The organism is Kribbella sp. HUAS MG21 (genome assembly GCF_040254265.1).
In the GTDB taxonomy this organism is placed as follows: domain Bacteria; phylum Actinomycetota; class Actinomycetes; order Propionibacteriales; family Kribbellaceae; genus Kribbella.
Genome location: NZ_CP158165.1, coordinates 5597238 through 5614275 on the forward strand (window position 1 = coordinate 5597238; position 17038 = coordinate 5614275).

Below are 17038 nucleotides of genomic sequence, written 5' to 3' on the forward strand. Positions count from 1 at the left end.
GGTTGAGGACGAGTTGCGAGGTGGTGGTGATGACTCCTGATCCGTACGGCGTGCTCAACGTCGCCCAGGACGCGACCGACGAGGAACTCGATCGCGCTTTCCGGATCCTGGTCCGGCGGCTGCACCCGGATACCCGCGGAGCCGGGCCCGACGCCGAGGCCGACCGGCAGCTCCAGGAACTGCTCACCGCCTACGCCCACCTGCGCGACCCGATCCGCCGCGCCGCGTACGACCGCGCCCGCCGAACCCAACCCACCATCACCCACACACCAGCCACGACTGCACGAGCCGCGCGCCGCCGTGCAGACGGGCCGGACCTCTGGATCGGTCCTGTGCGCTGGGAACCCGCCCCGTGAGGAGAGACGAACGATGACGCCCGTCGACACCGTCGAGACCTATTGCGAGAAAGGCATCTGGAAGACCCGCTGGCGCGGCAGCACGAAGCCGTTCGCGATCGGCGGCGGCAAGCAGCACCAGGTCAGCCAGGGTGCCGCCGTGGCCATCTGGCACGGTGTCGACCACATCGTGACCGACCCCGACGGCACCACCGCCGAACGCAACTCCTACCGCTACCGCCGCGAAGCCGAGCCCGCCGCCTGACAGCACCCCGAAACGACTCAGCAGGTCCCGGAAGGCAGCAACTGCCGCACCGCCGGCCGCCCGTCCTCGTCGAGCCGTACGACGAGATGCTCGTTCCAGCGCTCGTCGACGCCCGGGTAGTCCGAGCGCCAGTGACAACCGCGACTGTCCCGCCGCGCGGCCGCCGCCACGACCACCGACCGCGCCACCGTCGCCAACGGCCCGTTGCCCAAGGCATCGAGCTCGTCCACGGCCGCGTTCAGCCCCGCGCCGTCGCGGCGGATCCCGGCGTACTTGGTCAGGATCGCGCGAATCCGCTCCGGCTCGCGATCCTCGTCCAGCAGCAGTTCGCGCGAGCGACCGGCAATGGCCACCGGAAGGTCCAAGGTCAGCGTCGTCGCGACCCGCCGCCCGAAGACCAGACCCTCCAGCAAGCTGTTCGACGCGAGCCGGTTGGCCCCGTGCACACCTGTCGCGGCGACCTCGCCGACGGCGTACAAGCCCGGTACGTCGGTCGCGCCGTCGCGATCGGTCCGTACGCCGCCGCACAGGAAGTGCTCCGCGGGCGCGACCGGGATCTGTTCCGACACCAGGTCGACGCCGATCCGCGCGCAGGACGCCAGCACCGTCGGGAACCGCTCCCGCAGCACCTCCGCGGCGATACCCGTCGCGTCCAGCCACACGTGCGACGAGCCGTCCCGGCGCATCGTCGCGTCGATCGCGCGCGCGACCACGTCCCGCGGGGCGAGGTCGGCCCGCGGGTGCCGCCCGGCCATGATCCGGCGACCTTCGGCGTCACGCAGTACGGCGCCCTCACCGCGGACGGCCTCCGTCACCAGTGGCAGCTGGCCGCTGGTGTCACCGGTGAAGAGCGCCGTCGGATGGAACTGCACGAACTCCATGTCCACCAGCGACGCACCGGCCCGCAGCGCGAGCGCGATGCCGTCACCGCGGACCGACGACGGATTCGTACTCGCCAGGTACGCGTTGCCGATGCCGCCGGTCGCGAGAACCACGGCCCGCGCGTCGATCTGCGTGACCTCGCCACCCGTCTCGACGAGTACGCCGACGACACGGCCGGCGTCGGACTTCACCAGCCCGACCGTCCGCCCGTGCAGCGTCTCGACGCCGGCGAGCTGTACGGCGCTCCGCAACGCGCGATGCACCTCCGCGCCGGTCGCGTCGCCGCCGGCGTGCACGACCCGCGGCCGTCCGTGCCCGCCCTCGAGAGTCCGCGACAGCGAGCCGTCCGCGTTCCGGTCGAACCGGGCGCCGTGGGCGATCAGCTCCGCGAGGCGCTGCGGGCCTTCCTCGACCAGCGCCCGCACGTTGCGGGGATCGCAGAAGCCCGCGCCCGCGACGTCGGTGTCGTGCGCATGGTCGAGCGGATCGTCCCCGCCGTACGCGGCCGCGACGCCTCCTTGCGCCCACGGCGTACTGCCGTCGCCCGCACTGATCACGAGGACGTCGCGGGTCGCCGCGAGCCCGAGCGCGGCCGACAGGCCCGCGACGCCGGAGCCGATGACGACGATGTCGACGGCGCGTGTCATCGCTGTCCTTCCGAGCGGCCGATGGCGACCATCCGCTCGACCGAACGCCGGGCGCGCTCGATGACGTCGGCCGGGAGCTGGATCTCGTCGCGCCCCTCGCGCAGGCTCCGGACCAGCAGCTCCGGGGTGATCATCTTCATGAAGCGGCACGAGGCCTTCGGGTTCACCGGCAGGAAGTTCGTCTGCTGGTTGACCTTGCGGAGCTGGTGCAGCATGCCGATCTCGGTCGCGACCAGGGCGGTCTTCGCCTTCATGTCGCGCGCGGCGTCCAGCATGCCGGCGGTCGACAGGATGTGCGTACGGTCCGCGGGCAGGTCACCCACGCTGTTGAGCCAGATCGCCGACGACGCGCAGCCGCACTCCGGGTGCACGAGTACTTCGGCCGCCGGGTCGGCGGCCACCTGCGAGCGCAGGTCGGAGGCACTGATGCCGGCGTGCACGTGGCACTCGCCCATCCAGACGTGGAGGTTGTCCCGGCCCGTCTGGCGCCGGACGTGGGCCCCGAGGAACTGGTCGGGCAGGAACAGCACCGGCTGGTCCGCCGGGATCGAGTTCACCACCTCGACGGCGTTGGACGACGTACAGCAGATATCGGCCTCGGCCTTCACGGCCGCGCTGGTGTTGACGTAGGCGACGACCGCGGCGCCGGGGTGTTCGGCCTTCCAGGCCCGCAGCTGGTCGGCGTCGATGGTGTCGGCGAGCGAACAGCCGGCCTGCGCGGTCGGGATCAGCACCCGCTTGTCAGGGCTGAGCAGCTTGGCGGTCTCGGCCATGAAGTGCACGCCGCAGAACACGATCGTGGAGGCGTCCGTACTGGCCGCGATGCGGGACAGCGCGAGCGAGTCGCCGACGTGGTCGGCGACGTCCTGGATCGCGGGTTCCTGGTAGTTGTGGGCGAGGATCACCGCGTCCTGCTCCCGCGCGAGGCGGCGGACCTCTTCCTGCCAGGTGATTGCCGTGCCAACGGTCACGACGACGTCCTTCCTTCGAGGAGTTTTCGCCCCAGAGGCGATAACTAGGTGCGACGGTACCATCGGCGACGTGTCGACAGCCAAGAAAGGTGATCCGGTTAACTTCCCGAGCTATCCGCACGAGGTGCTGGCCGTGGTGCTCTCCGTGCGCGACGATCACCTCTGCGTGTTGTTGTGGAGGCGCGCGCGGAGTCCGTACGAGGACCGCTGGGCGTTGCCCGGGGGAGGCGTCGAGCCCACCGAGCGGCTCCGGGAGGCGATCACCGGCCATCTCGCGGCCAAGGTCGACGTGCGCGGCGTCGCGCACCTGGAGCAGCTGGCCACGCACAGTGCGATCGACCGCGACCCGCGGGCGCGGGTGCTGGCCACGGCCTACCTCGGCCTGGTGCCGTCCGACGTACGGCCCAACCTCCCGGACGACACCGCCTGGCATCCGGTGGACGACCTGCCGCCGACCGCGTTCGACCACCACTTCTTCATCGAGGCGGCGGTCGGCCGGCTGCGGGCGAAGTTGTCGTACACGAACATCGGGTTCGCCCTCGCGCCGCCGGAGTTCACCATCGCGGAGCTGCGCGACCTGTTCCGCGCCGCGCTGGGGTACGAACTCGGTGCGACCAACCTGACCCGCGTGCTGACCCGGCGGCACGTCATCGACCCGACCGATCGCACCGCCCGCCCGGGCCAGGCCGGTGGCCGTCCCGCGACGGTCTACAAGTTCGCCGCGCGCGAGCTGACCGTCACCGACCCGTTCGCCGTACTGCGTCCTCCCGCGGAGCGGGCTACGCGGTAGGGAGGCCCAGCAGGCCGCGGACTGCGCGGGCGCTCAGCGTCACGTCGTGCGGGGCTCCGCCGACCGCGGCGGTGATGCCCTCGAGGGCGGCCAGATAGGCCGCCGCGAGCGCGCGCGGTGGGGGACCGGGTGGGATGGATCCGGTCCGGCGGCCCCTGGTGATCAGCTTCGCGACGGTGTCCCGCAGTGGGTCCAGGAGGTCGGTGAGTGCGTGCGCCACCGGGTGGTCCTGGCCGGCGAACTCCACCCGCAGGCTCATCAGTACGGCGGCAACCTCACGCCGGCAGTACCTGGCGTGCGCCTCGGCCGTCCAGAGCAGCCGTTCGGCCGGATCGGTGATCGCCTCGGCCGGCACGCCGACCTCCGCGTCCCAGGTCCGGGACACCCACTCGATCACCGCGAGCGCGAGCTCCTCCTTGCCGGCGAACTGGTGGTACAGGGCCCCGCGCGTGTACCCGGCCTCGCGGGCGATGTCGTCCAGGCGCACGTTGCCGTACCCGTACCGGGAGAACCCGCGCGCCGCCGCCTCGAGCAGCTTGTTCCGGGTCAGCTCGATTCGTTCCGCCTGGGTCCGCCGGCCCGCGCCGGTCGTGCTCGCCATACCCGAATCATACATGCATCCATGTATGTAAGTGTGATCGAGCTCGCGTTGCCGCTGCCGTTCCGGCGGGCGTAGCTTCCGGAGTATGAGCGAAACAACGGATCCCGCGGTACAGACCTTCTACGACAGCCTGGCGAGCCACGACGCCGCGGCGCTGCTCGATGCCGTGCACAACGATTTCGTCCTCACGCTGAGCCCGGGCCTGCCGCTGCCGGGCGACCGCGAGTTCCACGGCGGCGCGGTCGCGGTGGGCAACGTCTGGGGCCGGATCCCGGAGGACCTCGGCCTGCGCTGCGAGCCGGACCGGACGCTGCCGGTCGCCGCCGACGAGTTCGTGGTCCTCGGCCACTACCGCGGCGACGACTGGGAAGCCCCGTTCGCCCACGTCGTGACCACGAAGGACGGCAAGGTCGCCTCCCTGCGCCAGATCACCGACACCCGCTGCTGGCCGGACCTGACCCCCCGATGAACGTGACCGTCGGCGGCTGATCGCGGATTGGTCCGGGATTCCGTGTCGTGATTGGGCGTGGATCCCGGCCGGCCGGCGTCTAGATTGGCGGTGCGCCGGGTCGGGGGCCCGGCAGTGGGACGACCGATCGGGCAAAGGACTGGATTGATCCATGGAGTACCGCAATCTGGGCAGGACCGGGCTGAAGGTCAGTGAGGTGTGTCTGGGCGCGATGCACTTCGGCGGGCCCGCCGACGAGCAGACCAGCGTCCGGATCCTCGACGAGTTCGCCGAGGCCGGCGGGACGTTCATCGACACGGCCGACGTGTACAACGCGGGGGAATCGGAGGCCGTGCTCGGGCGCTGGCTGAAGGGCCGGGACCGCGACAACTTCGTCATCGCCACCAAGGTGTACGGCGCGATGGGCGAGGGGCCGAACGACGACGGCCTGAGCCGCAAGCACATTCTCTCCGCCGTCGAAGCGAGTCTCCGCCGCCTCGGCACCGACTACATCGACCTGTACTACACGCACGTCTGGGACACGGCGACGCCGATCGAGGAGACCCTCGCGACGCTGGACACGCTCGTCACCTCCGGCAAGGTCCGGTACCTCGGGGCGAGCAACGTCACCGGCTGGCAGCTGCAGAAGGCCCTCGACGTCGCCGAGACGTACAAGTACAGCGCGCTGCAACCGCTCTACAACCTCCTCGACCGTGAGGCCGAGTGGGAGCTGCTCGCCATCTGCCGCAACGAGGGCCTCGGCGTGATGCCGTGGAGTCCGCTGCGCGCCGGGTGGCTGGCCGGCCGGTTCCGGCGCGGGATGGAGGCGCCGCCGGCAGACACCCGGATCGCCGCCGCGGCCGACCGCGGACTGCTGGAGGCGTGGAACTACTACGACAACGAGCGGACCTGGAGCATCCTCGACGCGCTGCACGAGATCGCGGCCGACACCGGCCGGAGCGTCGCGCAGGTGGCGGTGCGCTGGCTGATCCAGACCGAGCCGGTCACCGCGCCGATCATCGGCCCGCGCACCGTCGAGCACTATGTCGACAACATCGGCGCCGTCGGCTGGTCGCTGACCGACGACCAGCTCACCCGCCTGACCACGGTCAGTGAGAAGCAGCCCGTCTACCCGTACGACCTGCTCCGCAACTTCCAGCGCTGATCCCCGGGCCGGTACGGCGCCAACGCCGTACCGGCCCGCACAACGTCGTGACTAGGATCTGGGTCATGGCGAAGCAGTCCACGCGCACGGCCTGGACTGTGGTGCTGACGCTCGACGGGGACGGGAAGCTGCACCGGCAGGTCGAGCGCGCGCTGCGGGCGGCGATCCGGTCCGGACGCGTGTCGACCGGCACCGTGCTGCCGCCGAGCCGTGAGCTGGCCGCGCAACTCGGCTGCTCGCGGTGGGCCGTCACTCAGGCCTACAGCCAGCTGGTGACGGAGGGCTACCTCGCCACCCGCGTGGGCTCGGGGACCTGGGTCAGCTGGACCGGCCGCACGACCTGGCCCGCCCGTACGACGCCCGCTCCCGACGTCCCGACGTACCGCTTCGATCTGGCTCCGGGCGCTCCCGACTTGCGGGCGTTCCCGCGCACACGGTGGGCCGAGGCGGCGCGGGCGGCCGCGCGCACGGTCCCGACAGCCGACCTCGGCTATCCCCAGGAGCGGGGCTATCCGCCGCTACGCGAACTGGTTGCCGACTACCTGCAACGGAGCCGGGGCGCGGTCGCGACGGCCTCCGACGTGATGATCCGCAGCGGGGTCAGCGCGGGTGTCGCCCACCTGTGCGCCGGGTTGCGGGCGCTGGGCATCGACCGCATCGCCGTCGAGGACCCTGGCTGGACGCGCCTGCGCGCGGTCATCGAGTCGACCGGGCTGCGGGTCGAGCCGGTCCCGGTCGACCGTGACGGGATCGACGTCGAGGAGGTCGCGCGGCGGTCCGGGCTGCGCGCCGTCCTCGTCACCGCGGCGCATCAGTTCCCCACCGGTGTCGTCCTCGCGCCGCGGCGCCGGCTGGAGCTGATCAACTGGGCGCGCCGGGTCGGCGGCGTGATCCTCGAGGACGACTACGACGCCGAGTTCCGCTACGACCGCAGCCCGGTCGGCACATTGCAGGGGATGGCGCCGGAACACGTCGTCCTGCTCGGCTCGGTGAGCAAGACGCTGAGCCCGGCGATCGGGATCGGCTGGTTCGTGGCGCAGGGCCGCTGGCGCGGGCTGCTGGAGCGCGTGTCCGGTCCGGGGCCGTCGACGCTCGACCAGGCGACGTTCGCGGAACTGCTGGGCTCGGGCGCCTACGACCGGCATCTGCGCGCGATGCAGCGCCGCTACAAGCGCAGGCGGGACCACGTCCTCACCGCCGTACGACGGGAGCTGCCGACGTGGACGATCGGCGGGGCCGCGGCCGGGCTCCACCTGACGCTGACGTATCCCGCGGGCGTCGACGCGAGCCTGCTCGTCGCGGCCGCGCGGGAGTCCGGGACCCGGATCGTCCCGCTGGCGGAGTACCGGCTGCGCGCCGCCGGTGACGGGATCGTGCTCGGGTACGGCAACATCGCCGACAGCGACGTCGACCCGGCGATCCGGTCCCTCGCGGCCGCGTTCGCGGCGGTGCACGAGGTCAGCGCACCGAGTCGCTCCGCTCGTCCAGCCGCCGGTTGATCCGGTCCACCTTGGCCTCGAGGCGCTCCATGTCCTCGGCGTCCACCCGGAACAGGAAGTGCTTGGCGCCGAGCAGCAGGATCGCCTGGAAGACCAGCTGCAGCCACTCGCTCTGCCAGTTCTCGAACGTGCTGGCCAGGAACGACATCCAGTAGTCGGCCCAGGCGAACTCCTGACCGTGCTCGCTCTGCTCGCTCCGGAACTCGCTCAGCTGGGTGAAGAAGTGGCCGAGCCACGAGCCCAGGAAGAGCACCAGCAGGACGTAGACCGCCCCCCAACGGCGGACATGGCTGTTCGGTTGGTGATGCTGCCGGGGATCCGGCTCCAGATCGTTGTCGTTCATGCCCCGCCAGTACCCAAAACCAGCCAGGGAACCGACGGGCCGTGGCTCAGCCGCGGGGCGCGGGCCAGTCGGTGATGTCGTCGTACTCGCCGGGGTGCCGCTTGATCCAGGCGGCGACGTACGGGCAGTGCGGGATGATCCGCTTGCCGGCGGCCCGCACGTCGGCGAGCGCGAACCCGACGACCCCGGAGGCCAGTCCGCGCCCGTTGTAGGCCTCGTCGACCTCGGTGTGCACGAAGTCCACATGCTCCGCGTCCGGCAGCCGGTACTGCGTGAACCCGGCCAGCGTCTCGCCGTCCCGAATCTCGTACCGGTGCTTGCCGGGCGCGTGCACATACGTGATCTGGTCGTTCATCGGATCTCCCGTCGCGAGGCGGCAGTCAGCCGGCGGTGTCGGCGTGCTGGGGGCACGCACGAGGGTAGCGTGGGCGGGTGGCCCGCCCCCTTGATGCTTCGTCTGCTGACCCTTCTGATCCTGCCGATCGACCCGCTACGTACGGCGAGGTCTTCGGTGTCGCCGAGTTTCGCTGGTTGTGGCTGGCGCAGCTCGGGTCGGTGGTCGGGGATCAGCTGGCGCGGGTCGCGCTGGCGGTGCTGGTGTTCGACCGGACCGGGTCGGCCGGGTTGTCGGCGGTGACGTACGCCCTGACCTTCCTGCCCGACATCGCCGGTGGACCGTTGCTGTCCGGGCTGGCCGACCGGTTCCCGCGCCGCGGACTGATGATCAGCTGCGACGTCGCCCGCGCGGTCCTGGTCGCGGCGATGGCGATTCCCGGTGCCTCGTTGTGGGTCCTGGGCGTGCTGCTGGTCGCCGTACAGCTGCTTGCCTCGCCGTTCCAGTCCGCGCGGGCCGCGTTGCTGCCGTCGATTCTGACCGGGGACCGGTTCGTGCTGGCCAGTTCGGTGTCGAACATCACCGCGCAGGCGGCTCAGCTGGCCGGATTCGTCACCGGCGGGACGCTGGTCGCCGCCTTCGGAGCGGGAAACGCGCTGCTCCTCGACGCGGCCACCTTCGGCCTGTCCGCGGTCCTGCTGTGGCTGGGCGTCCGCGAACGTCCGCTGCCGGAGACGACCGAGGCGCGCCCGGGCTGGTGGGCGTCGCTCGCGGCCGGGGCGACGCTCGTGTGGGGCGATCGGCGGCTCCGCTACCTGGTCGCGCTGGCCTGTGTCGCCGGTTTCTACGTGAGTGTCGAAGGCCTTGCCGCGCCGTACGCCGCGGTGGTCGGCGGCGGACCGGCCGCCGTCGGAATCCTGCTCGCCGCCAACCCGGCCGGGCAGATGGTCGGCATGCTGCTGCTCACCAAGGTCGCGCCACCGCGCCGGCTCACGCTGATGGGGCCGTTGGCGATCGGTTCCTGCGCACCGCTGATCGCCTGTGCCGCCCAGCCCGGGTTGTGGGTGACGGTCGGGTTGTGGGTCGTCTCCGGGCTGTGCGCGTCGTACCAGCTGGCCGCGAGCGCGGCGTTCGTGCTGAACGTTCCCGACGCGCAGCGCGGCCAGGCGTTCGGCCTGGCCCGCACTGCGCTGATCGTGTCCCAGGGGATCGGTGTGCTGGCCGCCGGTGCGGCGGCCGATCGATGGACGCCCGCCGTGGTCGTGGCGGCCGCCGGGATCTGCGGCGTGCTGGTCGCGGCCGGTGCGGCGTACGGCTACTCCGGCGCCACGCGACAGCCCGCCTGAGTCATCACCAGTCGTTGTTCTGCATGGCGGCGGCCTCCTTCCGCGAATCCGGCGCCGGCGTGCGAGCGCAGTGAGGCGTTTGACAGCAGGGCCGCGACATTGTGTGAACATCCCGGCTACGCTGTGACAAGGACCGACTGTGAGGCGGGGGTCTTGGCATGAGTATCCGGCATCGGCTGGCGCAACGTCGCCTGCGCCGACGCGACGATCGTGCCCGGCTCCCGGCCCGGTGGGCGTTGTGGTCCCAGCCGCGCAGTGTCCTCGGTTATCTGCTGACCGTCGAGATCGTGGCCGCGGCCGTGATCGGTACGACGTTCGGCCTGGTCCCGGTCACGCGCAGTGACTGGATCCGGCTGCTGGTGCTCGTCGGCGGCTCGGCGATCCACCTCGAGGCCGCGCGCGACATCGAACGGCTGCGCAAGGTCGGCGCCGAAGGCATCCCGTACGTGAACCTGAAGGGGATGTGGACGTTCGCCGGCGTCCTCCTGCTGCCGCCTCCGCTGGCGGCGGCGCTGATCCTCAGCACGTACGTCCATTCGTGGTTGCGGGTGCGGCGCGTTCCGCCGTACCGGTCGGTGTTCACGGCCTCGACGCTCGTGCTGGCCGGCGCCGCGGGAGCCGTGGTGCTCGCGGCGATCCGTCCCGGCGTGTATCCGGGGTACCCGTCCGGAGCGCTCGGTCTGCTGGCCGTGGTCGCGGCCGGGCTCGCGTACTGGTTCGTGAACTACGTCCTGGTCGCGGGCGCGATCGTGCTGTCCAACCCCGACGCCCCGGGCCGCAACGCCCTCGGGCGCTTGTCGGACCAGCTGATCGTCGCGGGTTCGCTCGGCCTCGGGGCCGCGACGGCCGCGCTGCTGCTCAGCGAGCCGTGGACGGTGGCGGTCCTGCTGCTGACGATCCTCGGCCTGCATCGGGCGCTGCTCGTCGACCAGTTCCAGGCGGAGTCCCGCACCGATCCGAAGACCGGCCTGGCGAACGCCGCGTTCTGGCACGAGATCGCCCGCCGTGAGTTCGCCGGCGCCGAGCGCACGAACTCGCCGCTCGGCGTGCTGTACGTCGACCTGGACCACTTCAAGACCGTCAACGACACGTACGGCCACCTGGCCGGCGACGAGGCCCTGAACGCGGTGGCCGCCGAGTTGCGTCACGAAGTACGCGACAACGACCTGGTCGGCCGGCTCGGTGGTGAGGAGTTCGCGATCCTGCTGCCGCAGACCTCGGCGGCCGACACGGCGCTGGCCGCCGAGCGGATCCGCCGCCGGGTCGCCGCGCTGGCGATCACGGTCACCACCGGGAGCGGCCCGGTCCTGTGCGACACGATCACCTGCTCGATCGGCGTCGCGACCTACCCGGAGTCCGGAAGCAGCCTCGACGAGCTGCAGATGGCCGCCGACCTGGCCATGTACCACGCCAAGGACACCGGCCGGAACCGCGTCGTCTCCGCGCCGGCCAGCGAGACCGACCTACCGACGGCCTGACTTCTCCGCGAGGTACTGCTGCCAGGTGATCCGGCCGGTGCGGTCGTCGGTGGTGACGCTGCCGCCCCGGAACCCCTTGCCGAGCTTGCCGGGGATGCGGAGGTGCAGGATCGGCTTGCGTACGCCGCGCACGTCCTGCCACTGCCGGAGCAGCTGGTCGAACTCCAGCACCTCGGGGCCGCCGCATTCCTCGACGTCGTACGTCGGACCGTCGACGAGGCGCCGGCCGATCCGCCGCGCGACGTCCCGGACGTCGACCGGCTGCCCGACGATGCCCCGATCGCTGATCATCACCGGCATCCGCGCCATCTTCGTGACGGCCTGATCGATGAAGTCGTGGAACTGGGTGGAGCGCAGGATGGTCCACGGGACCGGGGACTCCCGGACGACGGCCTCCGCCTTGACCTTGGTACCGAAGTACCCCCACGGCACCCGGTCGGCGCCGACGATCGACGTGTACAGGACATGCTCGACACCGGCGGCCGCCGCGGCGGTCAGCAGCCGCTGCGTGCCGTCGAGCTCGACCTCGTCGGTGTACCCGCGCTGGTACGGAGCCGAGGCCAGATGTACGACGGCCTGCGCGCCGTCGACCGCCTCGTCGAGGCCGGTGCCCTCCGCGAGATCCGCGAGTACCGGCTCGGCGTCCTGCCAGCGATGGACGCGTCGGCTCATCGCGGCGACGGTGTGGCCGCCGGCCGACAGCTCCGCAACGACGGCGCGGCCGAGCATCCCGGTCGCGCCGGTCACCAGAATCCGCATGGGTGCCTCCTACAACAATCCGGCGAGCTGGTCCGGAGCCAGTGTCATCACATCGTGCCCTGACTCGATCTCGGTGATCGGCCAGCCGAACCCCTTCGCGATCTCGGCGAACGGCATCGGCCCGCCAGGCGTGCAGACGATCGCACGGCAGGGGATGGTGTCGACGGCGCCGCGCAGCATGGTGGGCTGCGAGAAGGTCAGCCGCGGCTGCGGCCGGAGGCGCGCCTCGACCCAGGCCGCGAGCTCCGGCTCGACGACGCCGACCGAGCTCGCCGGCGGGACCGCGATCAGGCCGTCGGACGTCGCGGAATCGACCCAGTCCTTGAAGAACGCGGGAGCGAGTGAGTCCAGCGACTCGCCGTCGGCACCTGCCCAGGCGTCGACGAGGACGAGTTCCTTCACGCGGTCGGAGAGGGTGTCCGCGACCTCCCGGACCACCAGACCGGCGTAGCTGTGACCGACCAGGACGACGTCCTCGAGGTCGTGTTCGATCAGGAGGTTTCCGACGTCGCCGACATGGGTTCGCAGGTCGACCCGCGCGGCGCCGGGGACGGCGTGCTCGCCGAGGCCGCTCAGTGTCGGTGTGTGCACCTCGTGGCCGGCGTCGCGCAGCTGGCGCGCGACGTGCGCCCAGCACCAGCCGCCGTACCAGGCGCCGTGCACCAGAACGTATGTGTTCATCGGTTCTCCTCGTGATCCGTCGTGAGTACGACCTTCCCGCTGGTCCGCGCGGAGGCCATCAGTTCGTGCGCCTCGAGAGCGGCGGCCAGCGGAAGCTCGCGGTCGACGTGGACGCGCAGGTCGCCGGACTGGATCAGCTCGGTGAGGTTCTCCAGCCCGGCGGCGTCCGGCTCGACCAGGAAGGCGGTGGCCCGGACGCCGAGCTCGGCGGCGCGCAGCCCCATTCCGGGCGTCCACGCGGCCTGGCCGTTCACCATGATTCCGCCGGGGCGCAGGCACTGCATGGCTTCCAGCGCCTGCTCGCCGCCGAACATCTGCACGAGCACGTCGACGTCCTTGACGGCGCGCGGTACGTCGGTTGTCGTGTAGTCGATCGCCTCGTCGACGCCGAGGTCGTAGAGGAACCGATGCTTGGCCGCGCGGGCGGTGCCGATGACGTACGCGCCGTGCGCCTTCGCGATCTGCACCGCCAGGTGGCCCACCCCGCCCGCCGCCGCGGTCACCAGAACGCGCTGCCCGGCCTGGAGTTGCGCGACATCGACCAGCATCTGCCAGGCAGTCAGCCCCGCGAGCGGTAGAGCGGCCGCTTCGGCGAAGCTCAGGCCCGCCGGCATCAGCGCGAACTGGCGCGAGGGCGCGGTGACGTAGTCGGCGTACGCCCCGGCCTCGCGCGGGAACCACGGCATGCCGAAGACGCGGTCGCCGGGCCGGAACAGCGTGACGCCGTACCCGACCTCGTCGACCACACCGGCGACGTCCCAGCCGTTGACGAAGGGCAGCGACAGGACGCGGTTGTAGGCGACGCCGAGCCGGGTGTAGTGGTCGACCGGGTTCACGCCGGCGGCCTGGACCTTCACCAGGATCTCGGTCGGGGCGGGTGCCGGCCGATCCACCTCGGTCAGGCCGCAGCTGTCCGGGGCGTCACCCCACTCGACCTGCTGGAAGGCGCGCATCTTCATGACCGCCAAACTAGGCGGGGAGGACCGCGCGCGGATCCGTCAGCCGACCAGGCCCCGGGAGGTACCAGGTCGGATGACAGATGCCACGACCGACCCGAATCGCTAGGCTCGGAAGCTCCGCGTCCGCGAAGGGATCCAGGTGTTGTACGGCAGGCAGGCGGAGCAGGCCGCGATCGAGCGGCTGCTCGCGGAGGCACGGGCCGGTCGCGGGGGAGCGTTGACGATCTCCGGGGATCCGGGCGTGGGGAAGTCGGCCCTGCTGGACTTCGCGGCCGGGTGCGCCCACGACGCGACTGTCCTCCGCACCAACGGCCTGCAGAGCGAGTCCGAGTTGCCGTACGCCGGACTTCATCAGCTGCTCCGCCCGCTGCTGTCCCGTGTCGGAGACCTGCCCGAAGCACAGGCCGCGGCCGTTCGGGCCGCCTTCGGTCTGATGCCGCTGCGGCCGACGGACCGGTTGCAGGTGGTCCTCGGCGCGTTGACCCTGCTGTCCGAGGCGGCGAACGAGCGGCCTGTCGGATGCCTGGTCGACGACCTCCAATGGCTGGACCGGCCGTCCGTCGACGCGTTGTCGCTGCTGGCCCGGCGCATCCAGGACGAGTCGGTGCTGTTGCTCATGGCAACACGGCCGTCCGATGTCGCTTCGCTTCCAGGCGTGGCGGAGCTGCGTCTTCTGGGCTTGGACGCACAGGCGTCTGGCGAGCTGCTGGCCGACCAGCACCCAGAGCTGTCCCAGGAGGTTGCCGAGCGCATCGTCCGGGAGACAGGAGGCAACCCGCTCGCGTTGAGCGAACTGCCCGGCGCGCTGTCCGAGTCGCAACAGGCAGGCGTGGATCCGTTGGTCGGACCACTGCCGCTGCCCGAATGCATCCTGCAGCACTACGCGAAGCAACTGGCGCGGATCGAGGAGCCGACGCGCCAGCTCCTGCTCGCGCTCGCGGCGGACGACGCCGGCGACCTTGCTGCGGCGTTGCGCGTCGTACGGCCGCTCGGTATCGGAATCGAGGCGCTCGACAGCGCGCTGGCAGGCGGTCTGGTGCGGACCGAGGAGACGATCGCCGGACCGCGGGCGGCCTTCCGGCATCCGCTGCTGCGGGCGGCGGTGTACCGGTCGGCGTCGTTGAGCAGGCGCCTCGCGATTCACCGGGCGCTCGCCGACGCTCTCGATCCGGAGCTCGAGCCGGATCGCCGCGCCTGGCAGTTGGCCGCGGCAGCCGTCGGCCCGGACGAGGTCGCCGCGGACGAACTGGAGCGCAGCGGCCTGCGTGCCCTGCAGCGCGGCGCGCCTTCGTCTGCGGCCGTGGCGCTGGAGAAGGCCGCCCGGCTGACGTCCGCGGTCGAGACCAGGGCGCGCCGATTGGTGGCGGCCGCCGGCGCGGCCAACCGGGCTGGTCACCCGGTCCGCGCCGAAGCGTTGGCCGACGAGGCCGAACAGGTGGCCGGGAGCGTCGTGACCCAGGCGCGCATCCGCCACCTGCGGGCCGCCATCGCGTTCGACAGCGGCGAGCCCGGTACGGCGTACCGCTGGCTGACGACGGACTTGCAACAGGTAAGTGCTGAGGACCCGGAGCTGGCCGCGGTGATGCTGGTCGACGCTGCGAAGAACGCCTGGTTCAGCAACGATCCGGGCCGGGCCGCAGAGGCGTCGCAGGCGTTGGCGGCCGTAGTACTCCCGCCGCACAGCCGGCGTGCGTCGTTGGTCCGCACGGTGCTGAAACTCACCGACCAGCTGGAGTTGCTGACCGGGACGGGCTCGCACGCACAACCGCAGCGGCACGAGGCCGAGGAGGTGCCGTCGGCAGAGCAAGAGCCTTTGGAGCTCGTACTGCGAGCCGTGGCGTCGATCGCGACCGCCGACGACGTGGCCGGGAGCGAGGCTGCGGAAGCTGCCGTTCAGAGGTGCCGCAGTGCCGGACGACTGGACCTTCTCGTGCTCGCACTGCAGGTGCTCGCGACGGTCGACGTACTGGTCGGACGGCACCAGTTCGCCCGCGCGAACGCGGCCGAAGGGCTGGAGCTGGCGAACGCTCTCGGACTGACGAATCGCACCTGCCATTTCCAGGTGCTGCTCGCCTGGCTCGACGCGGTGGCCGGTCGGGCCGAGTCGTGCCGCGAACTCGCCACGGCCGCCCTGGGCCATGCCGAGGCCAGGAAGATCGCCCCGACGGTCGCCTTCGGCCGGTGGGCGTTGAGCCTGCTCGACCTCGGTCTCGGCCGGCCCGCCGAGACCCTGGACCAGACCCGTCCGTTCGTAAACGGCTCCGCCGAGCATCCCTTGGTGATGATCATGCGCACCCCCGACCTGGTCGAGGCCGCCGCGCGCCTCGGGCGCACCGACGAACTGAAGGACGAGCTGGAGCAACTGAGCGCCTGGGCGGCCTCGAGCGGCCTCGCCCGCGCGCGGGCCCTCGACGCGCGGTGCCGCGCGCTGGTGGCCGACGACGCGGACGAGGCCGGCGGGCTGTACGCCGAGGCGCTCGCGCTGCACGACGAAGCCGACCACACCGGCCAGTCCCGGCCGTTCGACCGCGCGCGCACCCAACTCCTGTACGGCGAATGGCTCCGCAGGCAACGCCGCCGCGCCGAGGCACGAAGCCCGCTGCGGGCCGCACTCAACACCTTCGAGCAACTGCGCGCCGAGCCGTGGATCCGCCGGGCCGAGAGCGAACGGCGAGCGGCCGGGAGTACCCGCCGGCCGGGCGTGACCGGCCCGAGGACCGAGCTGACCCCGCAGGAGGTGCAGGTGGCGCGACTGGCCAGAGGAGGAGCGAGCAACCGGGAGATCGGCGCCCAGCTGTTCCTGAGCCCGCGCACGGTCGGCTACCACCTGCAGAACGTCTTCCGGAAGCTGGGGATCCGGTCCCGCATCGAGCTCGCGCAGACCGAGGACGAGATCCTCGTCAGGAACGACTGAGCAGACCGTCGGCGATCAGGTTCGCGAGTTCGCGAGCGGTCCGGAGCTGGCTCTCGCGGGTGACCGGCTGGGGGCGTCCGAGCCGGTGCGCCAGCGGCAGTTGTACCAGTGCCGCCACCGGACTGATGACGGCGAAGAACAGTACGTCCATCGGTACCGTTCGCATCCGGCCGGCGGCCATCAACCGCTCGACGGCCGGGGCCAGCAGCTCCAGCGTCGGTGCGACGTACCGCTCATAGAGATAGTCCAGGCGCTCTGACTCCTGCCCGAACTCGTCGGCCAGCAGTCGGCCGACCAGCGGCGCCTCGACGGCCACCTGGTAGAAGTGCACGATCACCGCGCGGACCCGCTCGGCGTCGTCCACCTCGGCCTGGAGCAACTGCTGCCGCTGCCGTTGGTCCTCTGCGAGCAGCGAGTCGACGACAGCCCGCCAGAAGTTGGCCTTGGAGCCGTAGCGGTCGTTGATGAAGTTGTGGCTGACGCCGAGGCGCCGGGCGAGTTCGCGGGCCGAGGTTCGGTCGTAGCCGAGCTCGGCGAAGGTCTCCATGCCCCGCCGAAGGATCTCCGCCTCACCGGGCACAGGACGCGCATCCGCTCCCGGACGCCCGGGCCGGCGCGCTG

The 17038-nt window shown here is 71.5% G+C and carries 18 protein-coding genes; 9 read left to right on the forward strand and 9 right to left on the reverse strand.

Annotated elements, in window-relative coordinates; translation table 11 throughout:
- Positions 1–29 precede the first annotated feature (29 nt).
- Both ABN611_RS27205 and ABN611_RS27210 read left to right on the forward strand, forming a co-directional pair.
- Complete coding sequence (locus tag ABN611_RS27205) at positions 30–356, forward strand: J domain-containing protein (RefSeq protein WP_350275079.1); 327 nt, start codon at positions 30–32, stop codon at positions 354–356.
- Between the two features lie 13 nt (positions 357–369).
- Positions 370–600 (forward strand): hypothetical protein, encoded by a 231-nt coding sequence (locus tag ABN611_RS27210; protein ID WP_350275080.1) that lies wholly within the window; start codon positions 370–372, stop codon positions 598–600.
- A gap of 17 nt (positions 601–617) precedes the next feature.
- Here the strand turns inward: ABN611_RS27210 and nadB are convergent, their stop codons facing one another.
- The gene (gene nadB, locus ABN611_RS27215; protein ID WP_350275081.1) at positions 618–2129 is read right to left on the reverse strand and encodes an L-aspartate oxidase; all 1512 of its coding nucleotides are present in this window, start codon (positions 2127–2129) and stop codon (positions 618–620) included.
- On the reverse strand, positions 2126–3100 hold the full coding sequence (nadA, locus tag ABN611_RS27220) for a quinolinate synthase NadA (RefSeq protein WP_350275082.1): 975 nt from the start codon (positions 3098–3100) through the stop codon (positions 2126–2128). The genes nadB and nadA overlap by 4 nt, the downstream gene beginning before the upstream one ends.
- Positions 3101–3170: 70 nt before the next feature.
- Here nadA and ABN611_RS27225 point away from each other — a divergent pair, with 70 nt between their 5' ends.
- Positions 3171–3890, forward strand: a complete 720-nt coding sequence (locus ABN611_RS27225; protein WP_350275083.1) for an NUDIX domain-containing protein — start codon at positions 3171–3173, stop codon at positions 3888–3890.
- Here the strand turns inward: ABN611_RS27225 and ABN611_RS27230 are convergent.
- Positions 3880–4491: a TetR/AcrR family transcriptional regulator gene (locus ABN611_RS27230; RefSeq protein ID WP_350275084.1), complete on the reverse strand. Its 612-nt coding sequence runs from the start codon at positions 4489–4491 to the stop codon at positions 3880–3882. The genes ABN611_RS27225 and ABN611_RS27230 overlap by 11 nt on opposite strands.
- Before the next feature lie 85 nt (positions 4492–4576).
- On the opposite strand from ABN611_RS27230, the gene ABN611_RS27235 reads away from it, so the two are divergent.
- From ABN611_RS27235 to ABN611_RS27245, 3 genes are all read left to right on the forward strand, one after another.
- Positions 4577–4960, forward strand: a complete 384-nt coding sequence (locus ABN611_RS27235; RefSeq protein ID WP_350275085.1) for a nuclear transport factor 2 family protein — start codon at positions 4577–4579, stop codon at positions 4958–4960.
- Between the two features lie 151 nt (positions 4961–5111).
- Complete coding sequence (locus ABN611_RS27240; protein WP_350275086.1) at positions 5112–6104, forward strand: aldo/keto reductase; 993 nt, start codon at positions 5112–5114, stop codon at positions 6102–6104.
- A 65-nt stretch (positions 6105–6169) separates the two neighbouring features.
- Positions 6170–7603, forward strand: a complete 1434-nt coding sequence (locus tag ABN611_RS27245; protein ID WP_350275087.1) for a PLP-dependent aminotransferase family protein — start codon at positions 6170–6172, stop codon at positions 7601–7603.
- Here the strand turns inward: ABN611_RS27245 and ABN611_RS27250 are convergent.
- Both ABN611_RS27250 and ABN611_RS27255 read right to left on the reverse strand, forming a co-directional pair.
- On the reverse strand, positions 7563–7946 hold the full coding sequence (locus ABN611_RS27250; protein WP_350275088.1) for a DUF6766 family protein: 384 nt from the start codon (positions 7944–7946) through the stop codon (positions 7563–7565). The genes ABN611_RS27245 and ABN611_RS27250 overlap by 41 nt on opposite strands.
- Before the next feature lie 46 nt (positions 7947–7992).
- Positions 7993–8301, reverse strand: a complete 309-nt coding sequence (locus tag ABN611_RS27255; protein ID WP_350275089.1) for a GNAT family N-acetyltransferase — start codon at positions 8299–8301, stop codon at positions 7993–7995.
- 77 nt (positions 8302–8378) lie between these two features.
- Here ABN611_RS27255 and ABN611_RS27260 point away from each other — a divergent pair, with 77 nt between their 5' ends.
- Positions 8379–9626, forward strand: coding sequence for an MFS transporter (locus ABN611_RS27260; RefSeq protein ID WP_350275090.1), 1248 nt, complete (start codon positions 8379–8381; stop codon positions 9624–9626).
- 158 nt (positions 9627–9784) lie between these two features.
- Positions 9785–11104 (forward strand): GGDEF domain-containing protein, encoded by a 1320-nt coding sequence (locus ABN611_RS27265; protein ID WP_350275091.1) that lies wholly within the window; start codon positions 9785–9787, stop codon positions 11102–11104.
- Here ABN611_RS27265 and ABN611_RS27270 read toward each other — a convergent pair.
- From ABN611_RS27270 to ABN611_RS27280, 3 genes are read right to left on the reverse strand one after another with little or no spacing between them, the layout of a single operon-like run.
- Positions 11090–11863 carry an NAD(P)H-binding protein gene (locus ABN611_RS27270; RefSeq protein WP_350275092.1) on the reverse strand — a complete coding sequence of 258 codons (774 nt, stop codon included), beginning with the start codon at positions 11861–11863 and terminating at the stop codon, positions 11090–11092. The two genes, ABN611_RS27265 and ABN611_RS27270, sit on opposite strands and share 15 nt — an antisense overlap.
- Before the next feature lie 9 nt (positions 11864–11872).
- Positions 11873–12544 (reverse strand): alpha/beta fold hydrolase, encoded by a 672-nt coding sequence (locus ABN611_RS27275; protein ID WP_350275093.1) that lies wholly within the window; start codon positions 12542–12544, stop codon positions 11873–11875.
- Positions 12541–13503: an NADP-dependent oxidoreductase gene (locus ABN611_RS27280; protein WP_350275094.1), complete on the reverse strand. Its 963-nt coding sequence runs from the start codon at positions 13501–13503 to the stop codon at positions 12541–12543. The genes ABN611_RS27275 and ABN611_RS27280 overlap by 4 nt, the downstream gene beginning before the upstream one ends.
- Before the next feature lie 139 nt (positions 13504–13642).
- On the opposite strand from ABN611_RS27280, the gene ABN611_RS27285 reads away from it, so the two are divergent.
- Positions 13643–16417, forward strand: a complete 2775-nt coding sequence (locus ABN611_RS27285) for an AAA family ATPase (RefSeq protein ID WP_350275095.1) — start codon at positions 13643–13645, stop codon at positions 16415–16417.
- Here ABN611_RS27285 and ABN611_RS27290 read toward each other — a convergent pair.
- The gene (locus ABN611_RS27290) at positions 16404–16964 is read right to left on the reverse strand and encodes a TetR family transcriptional regulator (protein WP_350275096.1); all 561 of its coding nucleotides are present in this window, start codon (positions 16962–16964) and stop codon (positions 16404–16406) included. The genes ABN611_RS27285 and ABN611_RS27290 overlap by 14 nt on opposite strands.
- Positions 16965–17038 lie beyond the last annotated feature (74 nt).